The organism is Amycolatopsis echigonensis, from assembly GCF_014174495.1.
GTDB classification, from domain to species: Bacteria; Actinomycetota; Actinomycetes; order Mycobacteriales; family Pseudonocardiaceae; genus Amycolatopsis; species Amycolatopsis echigonensis.
Genome location: NZ_JACJHR010000010.1, coordinates 126688 through 147068 on the forward strand (window position 1 = coordinate 126688; position 20381 = coordinate 147068).

The window sequence follows — 20381 nt, forward strand, 5'->3', positions numbered from 1 at the left end:
CCAGACGAACGCCACGCCGCGCCGGAGACCGACGTAAGTGTGGACTTTCGGGACAATCTGCCGTCAAGCGGTTACTGCCCGCCTTCCCGGCGCTACGTTGCGGAGGATTCACCCGCAGACACAGGAGCGCCCATGAGAGCACTGCACCGCTGGCACCGTCCGGCAGTGACCGTCGCAGCCACCCTCACCGCATTGACGCTCGGCACGGGGATCGCGTCAGCCGGACCGGGCGGCTGGGATCGGCCGACGCCCGGTTCCGACGGCGCCGGGGACAGCTACTACCCCCAAGACGGCAACGGCGGGTACGAGGTCTCCGACTACGACCTCAAGGTCAACTACGCTCCGGACACCCACCAGCTCGCCGGTCTCCAGACGGTCCACGCGAAGGCGACCCAGTCGCTCAGCTCGTTCGACCTCGACCTCCGGGGCCTCACCGTCGACGCGGTCCGGGTGAACGGCGCGCCCGCGAAGTTCACCCGCACCGGCGACCACGAACTCGTGATCACGCCGAAGTCGCCGCTGTGGAAGGGTCTTCCGTTCACCACCGAGGTCGCCTACCACGGCGTTCCGGCGGCGATCGACGACCCGAACCTCGGCAAGAACGGCTGGCAGTTCACCAAGTCCGGCGGGGCGTTCGCAGCCGGCGAGCCGAAGTCCGCCACCACCTGGTATCCGGTCAACGACACCCCGCGCAACAAGGCGAAGTTCCGGCTGTCGATCACCGTGCCGGACGAGTGGGGCGTGATCGCCAACGGCCGCGAGGTCGGCAAGTACCGGACGCGGGCGGGCACCACGCACGTCTGGGCGGAGGACACCCCGACCGCGTCGTACATGACCACGGTCGCGATCGACAAGTGGACCTTCAACAAACGCCAGCGCGCGGACGGCACCCCGATCGTCAGCGCGTACGCGCCGGGCACCACCGACGCCACCAAGCAGGCCGACGCGCAACTGCCGGAGGTCCTCGACTTCCTCGAATCGAAGTTCGGCAAGTACCCGGTGGACGCCGCGGGCGGCATCTACCTGACCGAGCCGATCGGATTCTCGCTGGAGACGATGAGCAGGCCGATCTACTCCGGCCGCGCGGGCAACATCAGCACGATCGTGCACGAGAACGCGCACCAGTGGTGGGGCGACACGGTTGCCGTCGACCACTGGAAGGACGTGTGCCTCAACGAATGCTTCGCGTCCTACGCGACCTGGCTGTGGGCGCAGAAGAACGGCGAGGACCTCGACGCCACTTACCTCAACAAGGTCGCGTCGGCGAGCGACCAGTTCTGGGCGGGCAAGCTGTACGACATGGGCCCCGGCCACGAGTTCACCTACGTGTACTCCAAGGGCCCGGTCATGCTGCACGCCCTCAGCAAGTACATGGGGCAGGACGCGTTCGACCAGGTGCTCAAGACCTGGAACTCCGTGCACCACAACGGGAACGCGAGCATGCAGGAGTTCCAGAAGTACTGTGAGAAGGTGTCCGGCATGGACCTGCAGGGCTTCTTCGACGCGTGGATCTACGGCAACGGCAAGCCGTCTGACGAATACCTTTACCCGGGCGACCTGAAGCCGGCCGCCGGATGACGGTTCTGCTGACGGGGTTCGCGCCCTTCGACGGAGCGGCGACGAATCCTTCTTGGCAGGCAGCCTCGCTGGCAGCGGCGCGGCGGACGGACACGGTGGCGGTAGAGCTGCCGTGCGAGTTCGACGCGTCGCTGCCGGCGCTGCGGGCCGCGATCCTGGCGCACCGGCCGGAACTAGTCGTGTGCGCCGGGTTGGCGGGCGGGCGCGAGCACGTGACGCCAGAACGGGTGGCGATCAACCTGATCGACGCGCGGATCCCGGACAACGCGGGCGCGCAGCCGGTCGATCAGCCGGTGGTTCCGGGCGGGCCGTCCGCGTACTTCACCACGCTGCCGGTGAAAGCTGCGGTCGCGGCGATGCAGTCGGCAGGCGTGCCCGCAGCCGTGTCGTACACCGCGGGGACGTACGTGTGCAACCAGGTCTTCTACGGCCTGATGCACCTGATCGCGACGGAGTTTCCCGGACTGCGCGGCGGTTTCGTGCACGTGCCGGAGGAAGCCCGGATGCCGCTGGACTCGACCGCGCGAGCGCTCGAGATCGTGGTGGACACCGCGCTGACCATGCACGAGGACGTGCCGACCTCGGCAGGCACGCTGCACTGAGGTCTATTCGCCAGGCTGGACGGTCTGCTCGAAGAACTGCACCAAATCCTGCGGTCGGCGGCTCGTGTGCGACGGGCTGGTGTCCATCACCGTGCCGACCACGGGGATACCGTCGGCCTGGTAGATCAGCAGCCCCAGCTTCGGCCCGACCCCGGCGACGTAACGGCCGCTCAGCCCGGTGCGGGTGCGCCAGGTGTCGGTCTCGACGCGGCCGGTCATGTCCTTGCGCGCACTCGGCTCGACCTGGGCGAGCGTGAGCCCCTCGTGGAACGCGACGGTGGTCTTGTCCGGGAAGCGGCACAGTGCGGTGCGCGTTGCGCCTAGGGCTTTCGCCAGTTCCGGATCATCCGAGCAGGTGGCGCGAGTTTGGATGGTCGGCCCGGCCAGGCGGCGGATGCATTTCGTGAGGCCGTTTTCGCCGGGGAGCGCTGGTTGCGAACCGGCACAGGCTGCTGTGCTGGGCGGCGCGGTAACCGATTGGTTCGAGCCTGCTCGCGGGGTTTCGCCATCGCCGCGAGTGGCGACGATGGCAGTCACGATCCCGGCAACTGCGAGCACCGCCAGCGCGACGGCACCGATTACGACAGGTTTGCGGGACTTCTTCTGCGGCGGCCGCCATCCGGCCGGGGGCGGCATCGGGGCTGGCCGCCACTGCGCCGGGCCGGGCTGCTGCTGCTGAACGGGCGGCCAGGATGCTGGCGGAGCCGCTGCTTGACTCGGCACCGCGGGGGTCGGCACGGACGGAGGTGCCGGACGCTCGTCGACCGGCACGTGATGCAACCCGAACGCGACCGCGGTCTCCGGCTGGTCCTCGGTGGTCGGCACCACGCCCAGCGTCGACCCGACCAGCGACGCGAGCAACGGCATCCGGCTGGGCCCACCGACCAGGTACACGCCGCCGAGCCGCTCTGGAGAAAGCCCGGCCCGCGCGATCGTCGCCGCGAGCATTTCAGTGCTGCGCAACAGATTCGGCCGCACCAGCGCTTCCAATTCGGCCCGGGTGACGAGGACGTCGCCGAACGGATCCGGCATCGGCACCTCGGTGTGCGCGTGCCGGGAAAGACTCTCCTTGGCGTCGCGGACGTCCTGGAGCAACACCCGCCGCAACCGTCGGTCGCTGGTCGTCTGCGGACGGAGAAGCCGTTGCCACTGCGCCGGATCCGCATGCGACACCGACCGTCCAATATGGACCAGCAGGGCCTGGTCGATGTCCAGGCTGCCGAGATCCGGCAACCCGTCCTCCGCCAGCACCGCGTTACCCGCGCCGACGACCGCGCAGTCGAAGGTGCCCGCGCCGAGGTCGTAAACCGCGATCGGCCCGCTGGGCGCGCCCGTTTCGCGAAGGGTCGCGTAATGCGCGGCCGCCGCGACCGGCTCCGGCACCAACCGCACCCGGACGAACCCGGCCTTGCCCGCCGCCTCCCGAAGAGTCCGCTGCCGCTGCGGGCCCCACCCGGCCGGATGCGACAACCGCACCTCGTCCGGAACCCCGGAAAGCTGCCGCTCCGCCTCCTCGCCCATCCGCCGCAACACCGCGGCGAAGGCATCGACCACCGGCACCACCCGATCGCCGAGCAGCAGCTCGCCGTCGTCGATCCGCCGCTTGGGATACGGCTCGAACCGGCTGGGATCCAGCCGAGCCCGCCGCTCCGCGTCCTGGCCGACGACGAGTTGCCCGTCCTCCTCCGCGTAAACCGCGGAGGACATGGTGACCGACCCGTCGACCTCAATAGCCCGCGGCCCGCGCCCGAAGGCCGCCAAGACGCCAACTGTGCTGGAAGTACCGAAGTCGATCGACAGGACGTCCACGCAGTTCCCCTCCCCAAAACCCCACCGCATCGTCTCACGAGCGCTGGGACCGATATCGACTACCGCGGGAGAGTCGTGCGCCGCGGCGGAAACTGATCGCGCTCGACCAGTAGACCGCGTCCTACCCCGCGAAAACCGCCGCCGGAAAAGGTGTCTCCCGGTCCTCCAGGAGCCGCCCGTAGAAGTCGTTCATCTCCACCGCCACCGAGGCATGCCGTGCCACCAGCTCGGCGATCGGCGAAGGCAACTCGAGCTCCCCAGCGGCCGCGCGACGCACCGCGGCCAGGCGGCTCTCTCGGTCCCACGTCCCGCACACCTCGGTCACCAGCCAGTTCACCCAATACATCGACCCGTAAGCCCGGTCGTGCTCCGCATTCAGGTCCGCGAACGCCAGCTCCGCCTCGGTCAGATCGAACCGGCGCGCGAACGCCAGGCCGAAATCAGTCAGGACAAACCGATCGCCGTCGGTCAGGAAGTTCTCGAAGTGGTTGTCGAAGTGCAAGACACCCTGCGCGCGAAGGAACGAGAGCGTATCGGCGAGCTCCGCCGCGACCCGATCGACCTGGTCCAGACGACCAGGCAGCCACCGATGCAGATTGGCCGGAAAATACTCGCAGAACAAAACAACGCTCGACGACGAATCCCGCAGTTCCGTCAGCCGCCGACGGACCGCAGCGGAACCGCCCCAGTACTCGACGTCTTCCTCCAACGGACGGTCTGGCACCCGGCCCGAGGGGACCGGCAGCACGCGCCAGTGGTGCAGCAAGGGAAAGTTCTCGCAGTCCCCGCTGAGGACCCAGCCATTCGCCATGACGTGCAGCGCCAGTTCCCGCCAGGCGGAGCCCTCCGGCGAACCCAGACCGTAATGGCAAAAGGCAGGCAGGCCATACAGATTGGCCGTGGAATGCGGATGCTGCCGCTCCAGCAAGGTAAGCGGAACCCGCTTCGCGAAGACCGGAACTCCGTCGACATCCAGCCGGACGCCGGTGCCGCCGATTCCCTCGGACAGCACCTCGGCGGACTCCAGCCGCTCAGTCAGCTGCCGGTCGCTCAACAGCGAAAGCGCGGTGCTCGCCGCGGCGTGCCGCGAGATTCGCGAAGAAGACCCCATAGCTCAAGACAATAGAGAAAAGGGCGGCCCCCAACCTGGGAGCCGCCCTTTTTCTTCAGTTAACTCACTCGTTCTCGGACTCGCCGTTCTCCCCGGCGCCGATGCTCACCGGCGGAGCGTCGGGAACCGAGGACGGACGCTTCTCTCCACGGAAGGTGAAGTGCGCCTCGTCGTCGCGGTCCTCCGGGTTGCCGCTCCAGCCCTCGACGTCGACCACGATGATCTGACCCGGCTCGACCTCGCCGAACAGGATCTTCTCCGACAGCTGGTCCTCGATCTCGCGCTGGATCGTGCGGCGCAGCGGCCGGGCGCCGAGCACCGGGTCGAAGCCGCGCTTGGCCAGCAGCGCCTTCGCCTTCTCGGTGAGCTCGATCTCCATGTCCTTGGCCTTGAGCTGCGTCTCGACCCGGCCGATCATCAGATCCACCATCTGGATGATCTGTTCCTGGTTGAGCTGGTGGAAGACGATGATGTCGTCGATCCGGTTCAGGAACTCCGGGCGGAAATGCTTCTTCATTTCCTCGTTGACCTTCTGCTTCATCTTCTCGTAGCGGTTCGCGGTGTCCGCTCCGGAGGAGAAGCCGAGGCTCACGGACTTCGAGATGTCCGAGGTGCCCAGGTTCGAGGTGAAGATCAGCACGGTGTTCTTGAAGTCGACCGTCCGGCCCTGGCCGTCGGTGAGCCGGCCGTCTTCCAGCACCTGCAGGAGGGTGTTGTAGATCTCCTGGTGCGCCTTCTCGATCTCGTCGAAAAGCACCACCGAGAACGGCTTGCGCCGCACCTTCTCGGTCAGCTGCCCGCCCTCTTCGTAGCCGACGTAGCCCGGAGGGGCGCCGAAGAGCCGCGAAGCGGTGTAGCGGTCGTGGAACTCGCCCATGTCGATCTGGATGAGCGCGTCGTCCTCGCCGAACAGGAAGGACGCCAGCGCCTTCGACAGCTCCGTCTTACCGACACCGGACGGGCCGGCGAAGATGAACGAACCGGACGGGCGCTTCGGGTCCTTCAGACCCGCACGGGTACGGCGGATCGCCTGCGAGACGGCCTTGACCGCGTCCTCCTGGCCGATGATGCGCTTGTGGAGCTCGTCCTCCATGCGCAGCAGCCGGGTGGTCTCCTCCTCGGTGAGCTTGAACACCGGGATGCCGGTCCAGTTGGCCAGCACCTCCGCGATCTGCTCGTCGTCCACCTCGGCGACGACGTCCAGGTCGCCGTCCTTCCACTGCTTCTCGCGCTCGCCCTTCTGGCCGAGGAGCTGCTTCTCCTCGTCGCGCAGCCGCGCGGCCCGCTCGAAGTCCTGCGCGTCGATCGCGGACTCCTTGTCCCGGCGGACGTCGGCGATCTTCTCGTCGAACTCCCGCAGGTCCGGCGGCGCGGTCATCCGGCGGATCCGCATCCGGGCCCCGGCCTCGTCGATCAGGTCGATCGCCTTGTCCGGCAGGAACCGGTCGTTGATGTAGCGGTCGGCCAGCGTCGCGGCCGCGACCAGCGCCGAGTCGGTGATCGAGACGCGGTGGTGCGCCTCGTACCGGTCGCGCAGGCCCTTCAGGATCTCGATCGTGTGCTCGAGCGACGGCTCGCCCACCTGGATCGGCTGGAAACGGCGCTCCAGCGCGGCGTCCTTCTCGATGTACTTGCGGTACTCCTCGAGGGTGGTCGCACCGATCGTCTGCAGCTCGCCGCGGGCCAGCATCGGCTTCAGGATCGACGCCGCGTCGATCGCGCCCTCGGCGGCGCCCGCGCCGACGAGCGTGTGCAGCTCGTCGATGAACAGGATGATGTCGCCGCGGGTCTTGATCTCCTTGAGCACCTTCTTCAGGCGCTCTTCGAAGTCGCCGCGGTACCGCGAACCGGCGACCAGCGAGCCGAGGTCGAGGGTGTAGAGCTGCTTGTCCTTGAGCGTCTCGGGCACCTCGCCCTTGACGATGCTCTGCGCGAGGCCCTCGACGACGGCGGTCTTGCCGACGCCCGGCTCGCCGATGAGCACCGGGTTGTTCTTGGTCCGGCGGGACAGCACCTGCATGACCCGCTCGATCTCCTTGCCGCGCCCGATGACCGGGTCGAGCTTGCCCTCGCGGGCGAGCACGGTCATGTTGCGGCCGAACTGGTCGAGCACCAGCGAGGAGGACGGCGTGCCCTCGCCGCGGCCGGAGCCGCTCTCGGTGGACTTCTCGCCGGTCTGGTAGCCCGACAGGAGCTGCAGCACCTGCTGGCGGACCCGGTTGAGGTCCGCGCCCAGCTTCACGAGCACCTGGGCGGCGACGCCCTCGCCCTCGCGGATCAGGCCGAGCAGGATGTGCTCCGTGCCGATGTAGTTGTGGCCGAGCTGCAGCGCCTCGCGCAGCGACAGCTCCAGCACCTTCTTCGCCCGCGGCGTGAACGGGATGTGCCCGCTCGGCGCCTGCTGGCCCTGGCCGATGATCTCCTCGACCTGCTGGCGCACGCCCTCGAGGGCGATGCCCAGCGACTCCAGCGCCTTGGCGGCGACACCCTCACCCTCGTGGATCAGACCCAGGAGGATGTGCTCGGTGCCGATGTAGTTGTGGTTGAGCATCCGGGCCTCTTCTTGGGCCAGGACGACCACCCGCCTCGCGCGGTCGGTGAACCTCTCAAACATGCGCACTCCCTCGACTGCTGCGTCGGCGGCCCGTAACCTCCGCGGATCGCGTCCGCGGCGGACAGCACCGTGAGACCACTCTAGTAGCCAAGCGGTCGCGCTTGCGTACCACTACGGCTTCCGGCGGCCCTTTCGCATCCGGCTGGCGACCCGGTCGGTCCCCGCTCATCATCCGGTTGCGCTGCACCTTTACTCCCTGTCGAACGTACGGGACCGGATCAGGATTCCGCCCGGGCGCCCCTGTCCGCTCAGCGCGAACACCTCCGCGCGTCCGGGTGGTCTCACCCCTTGGCCACCCGATTGGCGCAATGCCGCGCCGTATGTAAGGTTAGGCACACCTAATGAAGGCCGGACAGAACAGGGAGGACCGGGTGAACCCGCAGCGCTCGCGCGACGACGCCCGCGAGATCGCCGACGGTCTCGAGTCCTCCCTGCTCCGGCACGAGCTGCGCCGCGACGTCCCCGAGGGCTGGTCTCGCTGCGCTGACCTCCTGGAACAGCCCGCGCTGTTCGTCGAGTGGCGGTCCCGCCTGACCGACTGGCTCCTCGACCAGCACGGCGCGGCACCCGCGCGCACAGCAGCCAGCTATGTGATGTCTTGGTACCTGCACGTCCCCGCGTACGTGGGCGCGTTGCTGCTGCACCACGAGCGCCGGGTGCCGTCGCTGAAGCCGGAACAGCTCGCGTTCGGCCTCGGCCCCGACCGGCCGCATCCCGAGGGCATGGCCGTGCTCAGCGACACCTTCTACTGCCTGCCGACCGACCCGGGCAGCCCCCGCCCCGAGGCCACCGTCGTGCGCGACGAGCGCGCGCTGGCCGCGGTCCTGCGCGCGCAGTTCGTCGGCCACGCTGCCCGCTTCGTCCGCGCCTACGCACCCGGCACCCGGCTCGGCCGCCGCGTGCTCTGGGCGGCCGCTACAGACGCGCTGGACGGCGCCCTGTGGCGAGTGGGCCGGCAAGGCGGGACAGCCGAGGCCGAAGGCGCTGGCGTCGCGGATGCCGCACTGGTGCTCGACGTGCAGTACCGCCCGCTGACCTCGGCGTCCACCTTGCGGATGGCGATCAACGACGACGGCCGCCGGGTTTGGGAACGACGTCGGGAGAGCTGCTGCTTCTCCTATCTCCTCCCCGGCGAAGCGGAATGCGAAAGCTGTCCGCGCGTCTGCCGCCGATGATCTCCATCGAGTGAAATTTCAGGCGTACGGGTTCCGGCCCGTCGCGCCCAGCGCCCGGTGCAGCACCGGCGCGGTTTCCGGCACCGCGACTTCCGGACCGAAGACGCCGTTGGCGCGAGCCTCTTCGCCCATCCCCGCCGCGAACGCGAGAACGACTTCGGCGGCTTCGTCGGGGCAGTTCAGCTCAGTGCCGCTCGCCCGCGTGAGATCCCAGGCGTGCACGACGAGTTCGCAGAGCACCATGTCTCCGACGACCGAGGCGGGCAGCTCCGAGCCGCCGAAGGCGACGGTGCCGGTCCATGCCTCCGGCGGGGCGAGCGCGGCGAGCACGTCGTCGGTCATCGCCTGGAGCGCCTTCGGCCAGTCGTCCGCGACGAGGGAGGCCGCGGCTTCGCTCGGCGCGGGCGGTTCGTAGGGCTCGTGCCGGATCGCGGCGGCGAGCCAGGGACCCCAGTAGAAAAGGTGGTTGAGAAGGCCGCGAACGTCGTAGTCGGCGCAGGCCGTGGGCGCGGTCAGCGACGGGGCGGCCGCCGCGGCGCGCCGCAGTTCGGCGGCGGCCGGGGCGAGCAGTCCGGAGTGATTCGACATGCGGCCGAGCCAACCACGCGAGGCGGCGGCCGTCTTGAAATTACGCGACGCACTACCGTTTTCAGCCATGCGGCGGATCCCGAGCGGCATCCTGAACGAGCGGACGGCTCGCACCAAGTTCACGCTGACGCGGCATCCGCCGGCCCCGGAACTGCGCGAGTTCGTGGAACACCACTGGGTGCTGCGCTGGAACCTCGCCGAATCCCATGACCAGCAGGTGGTGGGCGAATCTGTCGGTGCACCTGACGTTCTTCCCCGGCGCGTGCGGCGTTTACGGTCCGGCGCACCAGCTTTTCACCCATCGGCTCAGCGGACGCGTGCACGGGATCGGGGCCAGGATCCGGCCCGGCTGTTTCCGCCCGTTCCTCGACGCCCCGGTGCGCACCCTCGCCGATCGGTCGGTCGACGTGGCCGCGATCTTCGGGCCGGGTGCGGCGATCGCGGAAAAAACCATCCGGAATGCGCGGACCGACGAGGAAATGATCACTGCAATCGACAACTTGCTGATCGCATGCCGCCGCCCCATTACCCGAGCGACGCGGGCAGCCGCGGAGGCGGTGGAAACAATCGCCGCGGATCCCGGGATCACCCGGGTCGCGGAACTGGCCGCGGCACTCGGACTGTCGGTCCGGGCAGTGCAGCGGTTGTTCGCCGAACACGTCGGAACAACGCCGAAGTGGGCGATCCGGATTTACCGGCTCAACGAAGCGGCGCGGTTGCTCGCCGCGCCGATCCCGCCGGATTACGCGGATCTGGCGACTCGGCTGGGCTATAGCGACCAACCTCACTTCATCCGCGATTTCCGCGCGGTGACCGGAGCCCCTCCCGCGGAGTACGCCCGCTGCGCTCGCCGGCTGATGCCGGGCGCACCGGACGGCGCAAAGCCGGGAAACTAATGCGGAACGCCAAACGGCCGCCGGGAATGTTCCCGACGGCCGTTTGGCGTTCAGTCCGCGAAGACCGGTCTCCAGCGCGGTGCGTTCTCCCGCCTCCGCTCACCGGAGGACCGCATCCGCGAGTTCCGGAAATGCCCGGTCAGTTCTTCTTGTGGTAAGCCTCGACGACCTCCGACGGGATGCGCCCGCGGTCGGAAACCTGGAAACCGTTCTTGCGGGCCCACGCGCGAATCGCCTGGTTCTGCTCGCGGTCGACCGCGGCCGGGCGGGCCGGGGACTTGCCGCCGGCGACCGGACGCAGCGGCGCGCGCTTGCGGCCGCCCGCGCGGCGGGCGTGCTCGACATACTGCGCGAGCGCGTCGCGCAGTTCCTCGGCGTTTTCGCCCGACAGGTCGATCTGGTAGCTCACACCGTCCAAACCGAACTCAACGGTCTCTTCCGCCTCACTGCCGTCGAGGTCGTCGACCAGAGAGACCAGCACCTTCTGTGCCATCTGATTCCTCCTGCGGGGCTTACCCGAATGATCTGGCTACATGATCTGGTTTCGGGGCGAGCCCCGAGTTACAGAAGTCTTTGACACCCATATTAATACCCGCTTGCCCCGCCGTAGGCAAATCCGCATTGAGAAAATCTCGACCGTGCGGCGGGGCGGCGAGCTATTCGGGCCGGACGAGCGGGAAGAGGATCGTCTCCCGGATACCGAGACCGGTCAGTGCCATCAGCAGCCTGTCGATCCCCATTCCCACCCCGCCGCTCGGCGGCATTCCGTACTCGAGCGCGCGCAGGAAATCCTCGTCGAGTCGCATCGCCTCGCTATCCCCGGCAGCCGCGAGCCGCGCCTGTTCGGTGAGCCGCTGCCGTTCCACGACCGGATCCACCAGCTCGGAGTATCCAGTCGCGAGTTCGAATCCGCGCACGTACAGGTCCCACTTCTCGGCCACGCCGGGGCGGCTGCGATGCTGCCGGGTGAGCGGAGAGGTCTCGAGCGGGAAATCACGGACAAATGTGGGAGCGTGCAGTCCGTCGCCGACGAGATGTTCCCACAGTTCTTCGACGAGTTTGCCGTGCGCTAGCTTGGGATCCACCTCGATCTCGCGCGCCGCGGCGATCTTGTGCAGTGCTTCGGCGGAAGTATCCGGCGTCACTTCCTCGCCGAGTGCTTCCGAGAGCGACTCGTACATGCCGAGTGTCGTCCATTCGCCGGAAAGGTCGTACTCGGTTCCGTCGGCGAGAGTGACGACCTGGGTGCCGAGCACGTTCTCCGCGGCCTCCTGGATGAGTTCGCGGGTCATCACGGCATTCGTGTCATAAGTGGCGTACGCCTCGTAGTACTCGAGCATCGCGAACTCCGGCGAGTGCGAGGAGTCGCTGCCCTCGTTCCGGAAGTTCCGGTTGATCTCGAAAACCTTCTCGATCCCGCCGACCACACAGCGCTTGAGGTACAGCTCCGGCGCGATGCGCAGGTACAGCTCGAGGTCGAAGGCATTGGAATGCGTGACGAACGGACGAGCCGCGGCTCCGCCGTGCAGCGTCTGCAGCATCGGCGTCTCGACCTCGGTGAATCCCCGGCGGTGGAAGGACTCGCGCAGCGAGCGCATCACGCCGGAACGCGTGCGCACCACGTCGCGGGCGCGCGGGCGCATAATCAGATCGACATAACGCTGCCGGATTCGCGTTTCCTCGGCCAGCTCCTTGAACGCCACCGGAAGCGGACGCAACGCCTTCGCCGCGATCTGCCAGCTGTCGGCCAGCACGGAAAGCTCGCCGCGCTTCGAGGTGATCACCTCGCCGTGCACGAATACGTGGTCGCCGAGATCGACATCGGACTTCCACGCGGCGAGAGACTCGGCCCCGACCTGCGCGAGACTCAGCATCGCCTGCAGTTCCGTGCCGTCGCCCTCACGAAGAGTGGCGAAACACAGTTTGCCCGTATTGCGGAGAAACATGACGCGACCGGTGACGCCGACCGACTGGCCGGTGCTGGTGTCGGCTTCGAGACCGGAATGTTCGGCACGGATCTGCGCGAGAGTGTGCGTACGCGGAACCTCGACCGGGTAAGGATCGGCGCCCTCCGCGATTATCCGGTCGCGCTTGTCCCGGCGCACCCGCATCTGTTCGGGCAGGTCGTCATCGGGCAGTGCGTCGGACGCGGGGAATTCGGTCATGGCCATAGCGTACGAAGCCGCTGGTGAACCGCGTCAACCGGATTCCCCTACCAGGGCACTCACGGTATTAGGGTGGTTACCCGTGAGCGATCCCGGCACTGATGCGGAACTGCGCGCCCGGCGGGCCTCTTCGTTCGGCGACCAGGCGAGCGCCTACGCCCGGCACCGGCCGGACTATCCGCGGGCGGCACTCGAATGGGGCATGTCCGGAGCAAACCGACCGGTACGCGACGTGCTGGACCTCGCGGCGGGCACCGGAAAACTCACCCAGGGACTGGCCGACCTCGGCCGTTCGGTGACCGCGGTGGAACCCGATCCGGGCATGCTCGCCGAACTGTCCCGGCGGCTCCCGGACGTTCCCGCGCTGCTCGGCAAGGCCGAGGACATCCCGCTGCCGGACGAATCGGTGGACGCGGTGTTCGTCGGACAGGCCCTGCACTGGTTCGAGTTAGCTCCGGCGTTCGCGCAGATCCGCCGAGTCCTGCGGCCGGGCGGGGTCGTGGCCGCGCTGTGGAATCACGACGACGAATCCGTGCCGTGGGTGCTCGAATTCTCGCGGCTGATCCGGACCGGCGTCAGCCGCGGGTTCACCGAGGCGGACCAGCCGCTGCGCGCGGCCGGCTTCGGTCCGTTCGAACAGGACCAGTTCGCCCACACGCACCGCCGCACGATCGAATCGCTGCTGGCCACCGTGGCCACCCATTCGCTTCTGCTGGTCGCGTCGGACGACGACCGCGACCGCCGGCTCGCCGAAGCCAGGGCGTACCTGGAATCCGTTCCGGAGACGGGAACGGGCGAATTCGACTATCCACTGGTCACGACGGTTCTGCGGGCCCGCCGGAGCTGAGCGGCGACCGAAATCACCACCTCGGCGCGGCCCCGGAGTGCTAATTTCGGAAGCGGCGGTTCCCGCCCCGGACGAGCGCGTCGTACCCGGTGACGACAAGACGGCGCAGTGGACTATCCGTCACTGCGAAAGGTTCTTGATCATGGCCTGGCTCGTTCTCGTCGTTTCCGGATTTCTCGAAACTGTCTGGGCCGCCGCGCTCGGCGCCTCGAAAGGCTTCAGCAAGCTCTGGCCGAGCTTGCTGTTCGGCGGCGCACTGCTGCTCAGCATGTCCGGCCTCGCGTATTCCTTGCGCGAAATTCCGCTCGGCACCGGATACGCGGTGTGGGTCGGCATCGGCGCGGTGGGGACCGCGGTCTACGGGATCGTCGCGATGAACGATCCGCTCACCGTCGGCCGGATCACCTGCCTCGTGCTGATTGTCGCCGGGGTCGTCGGGCTGAAACTGTTCCACTGAGCTTCACCCGAGCGCGATCTCCAGCCCGCGCAGCCGCTCCGGCGCGGAAATCACGTCGATCCCGGTGATCAGGTCGCCGTCGAAAACGAACTTCAGGACCACGGCCAGCCGGCCGCGCGGGGCGAGCACCAGGCCGGGGACGCCGTCGACCAGCGCGACCTGCGTGCTGCGCGCGACTTCCGAAGCGAGCAGCGCACCCTTGCTGACCGCTCGGACACCGCGGAGCACCACCGGTGCCGCGCCGGTGTCCGAGTGCAGCACGACGTCGGGGGCGAGCACCTTAAGCAGTCCGGCGAAGTCTCCCTCGCGGGCGGCGGCCAGGTACGCCTCGACGACCCCGCGCCGCTTGCTCGCGTCGGCCGGACCGGCTTCTCCGCCACGCACCCGGCGGCGGGCCCGGCTGGCCAACTGCCGGACAGCCGCCGGGCTGCGGTCCAGGATCTGGGCGATGTCCTCGAACGGCACGGCGAACAGGTCATGCAGCACGAAGGCAATCCGCTCGGCCGGGCCAAGGACGTCGAGCACGACCAGCATCGCCAGGCCGACGGATTCCGCCAACTGGGCCTCCTCGGCGAGGTCCGCGCTGTCGTCGCCGCGATCGAGCGGGAACGCGTCCAGCGAATCCTCGCGACGGCGTTCGCGCGTGCGCAACAGGTTCAGGCACACCCTCGCGACCACTGTGGTGAGCCAGGCGGGGAGATTCCGCACCTCGGAAATATCCGCGCTGTCGACGCGCAGCCAGGCTTCCTGCACCGCGTCGTCGGCCTCGGCAAGAGAGCCGAGCATCCGGTAGGCGACCCCACGAAGCCTCGGCCGCTCTTCCTCGAACTGAGCCGCGAGCAGGTTTTTTCGGTCCACCTGTCACATCTCCTTCATGGGCCGTTTCATCCCCAGTACGACACCCCCCCCAGTGCCCAAGCCCAGCGGCACTGTACCCGGAAGGAATTGCCATGACGACGATCTTGGTCACCGGCGGCACCGGAACTCTCGGCAAGCTGGTCGTTCCCGCCCTCGGCGACGCGAAGGTGCGAGTCCTCAGCCGGAAGGCCAATGGCCCCGACCGGTTCGCCTGCGATCTGATGACCGGCGAGGGTCTCGCCCCCGCGGTCGACGGCGCCGACGTGGTCGTGCACCTGGCCGGCGGCCCTCGGGGCGACGACGTGGCGACAGCGAATCTGGTCCGCGCCGCCGAACGCGCCGGAGTCGGCCACCTGGTTTTCATTTCGGTGATCGCCGCGGACGCCATGCCACTCGGTTATTTCCGCCGCAAGCATGAGGCCGAAAAGCTCCTCACCGCGGCGGACGTGCCGTCGACCATCCTGCGCGCGGCCCAGTTCCACGGTCTTTGCCTCAATGCCGTGCGGACAGTGGCGAAACTGCCGGTCGTGCCGGTGCCCGCGATCAATTTCCAGCCCGTCGATGCGCGGGAGGTGGCCGAGCGGATCGCCCGGCTGGCGCTCGGCGCCCCCGCCGGGCGGGTGCGGGATCTGGCCGGACCCAAGGTGTACGGCATGGGCGAACTGGTCGACAAGTATGTGCGGGCCAGCGGGCGACGACGCTTGAAAATGCCGATGCGCGTTCCCGGAGCGGCCGGAAAGGTCTACCGCGCGAACGGCAACCTCAACCTCGACGCGGACACCGGCACCCGCACTTTCGAGGATTATCTCGCCGAGCAGTTCGGCTAACGCACATTCCGTTCGTACACCAGGCGCAGGCCGAGCAGCGTCAGGTCCGGCACGTGCTCCTTGATCGTCTCGGATTCGCCCAGCACCAGCGGGGCGAGCCCGCCGGTGGCGATCACCGTGACCGGTTCCGAGCTGTCGTGCTGCAATTCGCGCACGATCCGCCGGACGAGCCCGTCGACCTGGCCGGCGAACCCGTACAAAATGCCGGACTGCAGGCATTCCACGGTGTTCTTGCCGATCACCGAACGCGGCGGGACGAGTTCCACCTTGCGCAGTGCCGCCGCGCGGGCGGCGAGCGCGTCCACCGAGATCTCGATGCCCGGGGCGAACGCCCCGCCGAGGAATTCGCCCCGGGCCGAGATCGCGTCGACGTTCGTGGAGGTGCCGAAATCGACCACCACGCACGCGGTGGCGTGCAAATGGTGCGCGGCAAGGGTGTTCACCAGCCGGTCCGCGCCGACTTCCTTCGGATTGTCCACCAGCAGCGCGACCCCGGTGCGCACGCCGGGCTCGACCACGACCTTCGGCACCCGCGCGTAATAGCGGCCGAGCATCACCCGCAATTCCCGCAGCACCGCGGGAACGGTGGACAACGCGCTGATTCCGGTGACCGCGTCGGCGTGCTGGCCGAGCAGCCCGCGCACGGTGAGCGCGAGTTCGTCCGCGGTCATCCGCGCGTCGGTGCGCATCCGCCAGTCACCGACGAGCTCGGTGCCCTCGTAGAGGCCGAGCACGATATTGGTGTTGCCGACGTCGACAGTGAGCAGCAACGAGGTCTTCCTTACCGCGGCTCGCGACCGCCGCCGGGACGGGTTCAGTTTTCGGCGTGCAGCAACGCGTCGAGACGGCGCGCGTCCGCGGTTTCGGCCACCGGGAAGGTCATCGTGTCCTCTTCGGGCAGCGTGACCGTGCCGCTCAGCAGACCCGATCCGTCCGGCGCGTGCGCCGGGTCGTCCCCGCGCTCGACGATCCGGTTGTAATCGTCCACAAAGATCACTCGCGGCCGGTAAGCGCGTGCCTCCGCGTCGTCCATCTGCCCGTAGGCGATCAGGATGACCAGGTCGCCCGGATGCACGAGGTGTGCGGCGGCTCCGTTGATGCCGAGCACGCCGCTGCCGCGCTCGCCGGTGATGACATAGGTCTCCAGCCGCGCGCCGTTCGTGACGTCCACAATGGACACCTGCTCGCCCTCGAGCAGGTCGGCGGCCTCCATCAGGTCCTCGTCGACCGTGACCGAACCCACGTAGTGCAGGTCGGCCTGGGTCACCGTGGCCCGGTGGATCTTCGATTTCAGCATCGTGCGATACATCGTGGACTCTCCCTATTCCCCTGCGTCCGGGTCCCCGCTCGGATGTTCCACGGCTTTTCCGAGCAGCACTCCCGCGTTGTCGATCAGCCGGGTACTCCCCACCCGGGCAGCGACCAGCAACCGCGCCTCTCCGTCGACGGGCGCCGGCCCCAAATCGGTTCCCCTCAATTCCAGGTAATCCACTTCCACCTGGGGACGGGCCGCGAGCGTCTTCCGCGCCATCTCCAGCACGGCCTCCGCTCCGTCCCGCCCGACGTGGGCTCCGGCCGACAAAGCGGCCGACAGCACCACGGCGTCTTCCCTCTGTTCGGGCGTCAGGTAGACGTTGCGCGAGGACAGCGCGAGGCCGTCTCGCTCCCGGACCGTCGGCACTCCGATGACACGGGTGTCGATGTTCAGGTCCGCCACCATCCGCTTGATCAGCACCAGCTGCTGGTAGTCCTTCTCCCCGAAAAACGCGTAATCCGGGCGCAGCAGGTTGAACAGCTTCGCGACGACCGTCAGCACCCCGGCGAAATGCCCGGGCCGGACGGCTCCCTCCAGCTCGTCGCCGAGCGGGCCGGGGTTCACGGTGACCATCGCGTTGTCCGCGTACAGGTCCGAGGCCTTCGGCGTAAAGGCCAGTTCGACGCCTGCTTCGGACAAGGTCGCCAAGTCGGCTTCGAGCTGGCGCGGGTACGCCTCGAAGTCCTCGCCCTCGCCGAACTGCAAGGGGTTCACGAAGATTGACGCGGCGACAACAGTGTTCGGCAGCCGCTTCGCGCGGCGCAGCAGCTCGCGGTGGCCGTCGTGCAGCGCACCCATCGTGGGCACGAGCGCGATCTTCCGGCCGACGCTGCGCAGGCTCCAGCTCACCTTGCTGATGTGCTCGGGCGGCTGGAACGTGTTGAGCGTTCCGCGCTGGAATTTCGGTGTCGTCACGGGGTCTGTCCTTCGGCGGGGTCGGCGAGAAGATCGGTCAGTTCGCCCGCGGCCGCGGGATCGAGCAGGCCGGCGGCGCGGGACCGTTCGGCCGTGCGCCGGGCCAGCGCCCGGTAGGCCGGGGCGATCTGCGGCGCCCGCTCCGTGAGCACGTCGAGGTGCTTGCGGACGGTGCCGAGATCACCACGCGGGACCGGTCCGGTGAGGGCGCGGTCCCCGTGGCGAAGGACATTGTCCAATGCCGCTGAAAGCAGCGGTGCGACGAGTCGTTCCGGATGCCCGATTCCGGCGTCGCGCAGGGTTTCGGTGCAGTCGGCGACCAGCGTCATCAGGTGATTCGCACCGTGCGCCAGCGCCGCGTGGTACAGCGCCCGCGCGGATTCCGGAACGCGCACCGGCTCGGCGCCCATCTCGACGGCAAGTGCCTCGCCGACGTTCCACGCCGCGTCGTCGTCCGGTGCCGCGGTGACGCCGATGCTCGCCGCGACAAGGCGTTCCAGATCCTCCTCGCGGCCGGTGAAGGTGAGCACCGGGTGCAGGGCGAGCGGCAGCGCACCGGCTTCCGCGGCCGGGGCCAGCACGTCGATGCCGTGCGCGCCGGAGGTGTGCACCACGATCTGACCGGCGCGGATGGAATTCGTGGCGACCAGGCCACGGACGGTGCCGGCGAGCGCGTCGTCCGGCAGCGCGAGCAAGACGAGATCGGCTCTCCGCACGACTTCGTCGGGCGGCAGCAACGGGACATCCGGCAGCAGCCGTTCCGCGCGGTTCAGCGAAGCGGCGGACAGCCCCGACGCGGCGACTACGGTGTGGCCGGCCCTGGCCAGTGCCGCACCGAGGACACTGCCCACGCGGCCAGCGGAAACGACGCCCACGGCAAGGCGGGCCGGTCGGTTCATGGCGTGCGCCTGTGGACGCTCATGGCTCGAAACTCCTCATGTTCGTTCCAGTCCCGCTCTTTCGGCGCGGGTACCAGACGACGGCGCGAGAGTAGCCCCGACGCGGCCGGATGGCGGTACCTGGGTGACCAGCTTCACCCGGGACGGGCAATCGCGCCCGTACCTTATTGGCCTTCGGCTTCTCGCGGCCGCCGTGCGCACAAATCCCCCGGTGGGACTCCACTTTTGGCACGGTCGAGCTACCCCGGACGGGGAACGTTCACCGACTGTCGCGCTTGTTGGCCAATCGCACGGCATCGGCGCGCGCTTCCCGCAGTGCCTGCAACAACTCTTCCTGCCGCTGCCGGTCCTGTTCGGTGCGCAGCCGCGTACGGCGGAGGAATGCGAGCTCAGTCACGCTCGCCTGATACCGGCCCACCGCCCGCGCCGCCGCCCGGCCGGATTGCTTGCGCGCCTGCTTCCGCCATTGCCGCCGCCCGGGCAAACTGGCGAGCAGTTCGATCTCCGACGGCGCGATCCACCGCGCGGCCGCCATCTTCGGCAACGCCGCGGCTACGATCCGCTGCTCTCGCCGTCGCTGCAACACGATCACGTAGATCGCGGCGATCAGCAGCGGCAAAATCACCAGGAAATACAGCGTGAGGAAGGTCTTGCCGCCGTTGAGCGTGGCCGCGGCGTTCCAGAGCGCGTGCAAAATGACGCCGGCGAGATACCCGGCCAGCGGCGCGAGAATCCGGATCCACCGCTGCGCATACCGCGCGGCGATGCCGAACCCGATGCCGGTCATCGCGGTGAACAGCGGGTGCGTGAACGGCGAAAGCACGCCACGCACGAGGAAAGCGGCGAGCACCCCGGAACTGGTTCCATTGCCGAAGCCGTGGTCAGCGAAGGCGCGACCGAAGTAATAGATGTTCTCGGTGAAGGCGAACCCAGCGGCCGCGAAGCCCGCGTAGACGACGCCGTCGACGATCCCGTCGAATTCCTCGTTGCGCCGCCAGAAGATCAACAGGACAAAAACGCCCTTCGCGGCTTCCTCGACGAGCGGCGCGGAGACGAGCGCACTCACCTTGCTGCCGTTGCCGCCGCCGAGAAGCAGGTCACCGAAGGCCTCGGCCCCAGTGTTGATCAACAATGCGGTGACGGTGGCAATGCAAGCGCCCCAAGCGAAAGCGATCAAGAGCAACTTCGCCGGCTCAGGTTCCCAACGATCAACCCAAAGCAACCCGGCGACTACCACGCCGACCGGCACCAGCGCGGCGACCACCCCGATCGCGACAGCCAGCCACCCGACGCGCGCGGTCGCGAGCCCGAAGAGAAATAGCCCGCACAACGCCACGACGATCAACCCGAGCACCGGAAGGAGCACGGTGATGTGCCGCGAACGAGAAGACGTGGACGCAGAACCCGGCGGCGTGGCGGAAAGGGTGCCGTTCACGAGCGGTCACCATACGCAGGGCCCACCAGTGACGCCGGTTGGACATAGGCGGTTCAGCCCTATGCGGGATATCGCTGTGACGCTCATCCCTGGCCGCGCCCTTTGTCCGCGGAGGGAACCCCACGGGACTCTGATTCGGCCCGGGTTCCCCGCACAGCCCTCTGCCGTCTGTGAAGGCCCTTTCACGGACCACCCCACACTCAACGCGACCCGGCACTCCAACCGCGCGCCACCCACCAAACCGCGACCCGCGCACCCAACCCACCAAGCAGCCACACCTCCCCCGCACC

General features: G+C 68.4%; 18 protein-coding genes, 1 pseudogene and 1 riboswitch. Of the genes and pseudogenes, 7 read left to right on the forward strand and 12 right to left on the reverse strand.

Features of this window, described 5'->3' with window-relative positions:
- Positions 1-132: 132 nt before the first annotated feature.
- The gene (locus tag H5411_RS09900) at positions 133-1578 is read left to right on the forward strand and encodes a M1 family metallopeptidase (protein ID WP_183123636.1); all 1446 of its coding nucleotides are present in this window, start codon (positions 133-135) and stop codon (positions 1576-1578) included.
- The gene (gene pcp / locus H5411_RS09905) at positions 1575-2180 is read left to right on the forward strand and encodes a pyroglutamyl-peptidase I (protein WP_183123637.1); all 606 of its coding nucleotides are present in this window, start codon (positions 1575-1577) and stop codon (positions 2178-2180) included. The genes H5411_RS09900 and pcp overlap by 4 nt, the downstream gene beginning before the upstream one ends.
- Positions 2181-2183: 3 nt before the next feature.
- Here the strand turns inward: pcp and H5411_RS09910 are convergent, their stop codons facing one another.
- The 3 genes from H5411_RS09910 to H5411_RS09920 all read right to left on the reverse strand — a co-directional run bounded on the left by H5411_RS09910 (position 2184) and on the right by H5411_RS09920 (position 7714).
- Positions 2184-3989 (reverse strand): Hsp70 family protein, encoded by a 1806-nt coding sequence (locus H5411_RS09910; RefSeq protein WP_183123638.1) that lies wholly within the window; start codon positions 3987-3989, stop codon positions 2184-2186.
- 121 nt (positions 3990-4110) lie between these two features.
- Positions 4111-5100 carry a protein kinase family protein gene (locus tag H5411_RS09915; protein WP_101437171.1) on the reverse strand — a complete coding sequence of 330 codons (990 nt, stop codon included), beginning with the start codon at positions 5098-5100 and terminating at the stop codon, positions 4111-4113.
- Between the two features lie 64 nt (positions 5101-5164).
- The gene (locus H5411_RS09920; protein ID WP_101437170.1) at positions 5165-7714 is read right to left on the reverse strand and encodes an ATP-dependent Clp protease ATP-binding subunit; all 2550 of its coding nucleotides are present in this window, start codon (positions 7712-7714) and stop codon (positions 5165-5167) included.
- A gap of 371 nt (positions 7715-8085) precedes the next feature.
- Here H5411_RS09920 and H5411_RS09925 point away from each other — a divergent pair, with 371 nt between their 5' ends.
- On the forward strand, positions 8086-8889 hold the full coding sequence (locus H5411_RS09925; RefSeq protein WP_101440985.1) for a (2Fe-2S)-binding protein: 804 nt from the start codon (positions 8086-8088) through the stop codon (positions 8887-8889).
- A gap of 18 nt (positions 8890-8907) precedes the next feature.
- Here the strand turns inward: H5411_RS09925 and H5411_RS09930 are convergent, their stop codons facing one another.
- The gene (locus H5411_RS09930; RefSeq protein ID WP_101437169.1) at positions 8908-9477 is read right to left on the reverse strand and encodes a TIGR03086 family metal-binding protein; all 570 of its coding nucleotides are present in this window, start codon (positions 9475-9477) and stop codon (positions 8908-8910) included.
- A 206-nt stretch (positions 9478-9683) separates the two neighbouring features.
- Between H5411_RS09930 and H5411_RS09935 the strand changes: the two genes are divergently transcribed.
- On the forward strand, positions 9684-10373 hold the full coding sequence (locus tag H5411_RS09935) for an AraC family transcriptional regulator (protein ID WP_244194688.1): 690 nt from the start codon (positions 9684-9686) through the stop codon (positions 10371-10373).
- A gap of 139 nt (positions 10374-10512) precedes the next feature.
- On the opposite strand, the gene H5411_RS09940 is transcribed toward H5411_RS09935, so the two are convergent.
- Entirely contained in the window at positions 10513-10866 is a 354-nt protein-coding gene (locus tag H5411_RS09940) for a histone-like nucleoid-structuring protein Lsr2 (protein ID WP_009084272.1), read from the reverse strand.
- Positions 10867-11029: 163 nt separating this feature from the next.
- Positions 11030-12538 carry a lysine--tRNA ligase gene (gene lysS, locus H5411_RS09945; RefSeq protein ID WP_101440984.1) on the reverse strand — a complete coding sequence of 503 codons (1509 nt, stop codon included), beginning with the start codon at positions 12536-12538 and terminating at the stop codon, positions 11030-11032.
- 82 nt (positions 12539-12620) lie between these two features.
- Between lysS and H5411_RS09950 the strand changes: the two genes are divergently transcribed.
- A complete protein-coding gene (locus H5411_RS09950) occupies positions 12621-13385 on the forward strand; it encodes a class I SAM-dependent methyltransferase (protein ID WP_244194687.1) in 765 nt (254 codons plus the stop codon).
- 49 nt (positions 13386-13434) lie between these two features.
- Positions 13435-13495, forward strand: a riboswitch (guanidine-III (ykkC-III) riboswitch).
- Positions 13496-13527: 32 nt separating this feature from the next.
- Positions 13528-13842 (forward strand): DMT family transporter, encoded by a 315-nt coding sequence (locus tag H5411_RS09955; RefSeq protein WP_037354758.1) that lies wholly within the window; start codon positions 13528-13530, stop codon positions 13840-13842.
- Between the two features lie 3 nt (positions 13843-13845).
- Here the strand turns inward: H5411_RS09955 and H5411_RS09960 are convergent, their stop codons facing one another.
- The gene (locus H5411_RS09960) at positions 13846-14700 is read right to left on the reverse strand and encodes a sigma-70 family RNA polymerase sigma factor (RefSeq protein WP_101437167.1); all 855 of its coding nucleotides are present in this window, start codon (positions 14698-14700) and stop codon (positions 13846-13848) included.
- 92 nt (positions 14701-14792) lie between these two features.
- Between H5411_RS09960 and H5411_RS09965 the strand changes: the two genes are divergently transcribed.
- Positions 14793-15527, forward strand: coding sequence for an SDR family oxidoreductase (locus tag H5411_RS09965; protein ID WP_101437166.1), 735 nt, complete (start codon positions 14793-14795; stop codon positions 15525-15527).
- Here H5411_RS09965 and H5411_RS09970 read toward each other — a convergent pair.
- From H5411_RS09970 to H5411_RS09990, 5 genes and pseudogenes are all read right to left on the reverse strand, one after another.
- A complete protein-coding gene (locus H5411_RS09970) occupies positions 15524-16297 on the reverse strand; it encodes a type III pantothenate kinase (RefSeq protein WP_101437165.1) in 774 nt (257 codons plus the stop codon). The genes H5411_RS09965 and H5411_RS09970 overlap by 4 nt on opposite strands.
- 44 nt (positions 16298-16341) lie before the next feature.
- Positions 16342-16836 carry an aspartate 1-decarboxylase gene (gene panD, locus H5411_RS09975; protein ID WP_043827144.1) on the reverse strand — a complete coding sequence of 165 codons (495 nt, stop codon included), beginning with the start codon at positions 16834-16836 and terminating at the stop codon, positions 16342-16344.
- Between the two features lie 12 nt (positions 16837-16848).
- Positions 16849-17757 (reverse strand): pantoate--beta-alanine ligase, encoded by a 909-nt coding sequence (panC, locus tag H5411_RS09980; RefSeq protein ID WP_101437164.1) that lies wholly within the window; start codon positions 17755-17757, stop codon positions 16849-16851.
- Positions 17754-18662 (reverse strand): annotated as a pseudogene (locus H5411_RS09985) (Rossmann-like and DUF2520 domain-containing protein); the annotation flags it as partial. The gene panC and the pseudogene H5411_RS09985, both read right to left, overlap by 4 nt.
- Before the next feature lie 253 nt (positions 18663-18915).
- Entirely contained in the window at positions 18916-20022 is a 1107-nt protein-coding gene (locus H5411_RS09990; protein ID WP_101440983.1) for a PrsW family intramembrane metalloprotease, read from the reverse strand.
- Between the last annotated feature and the right edge of the window lie 359 nt (positions 20023-20381).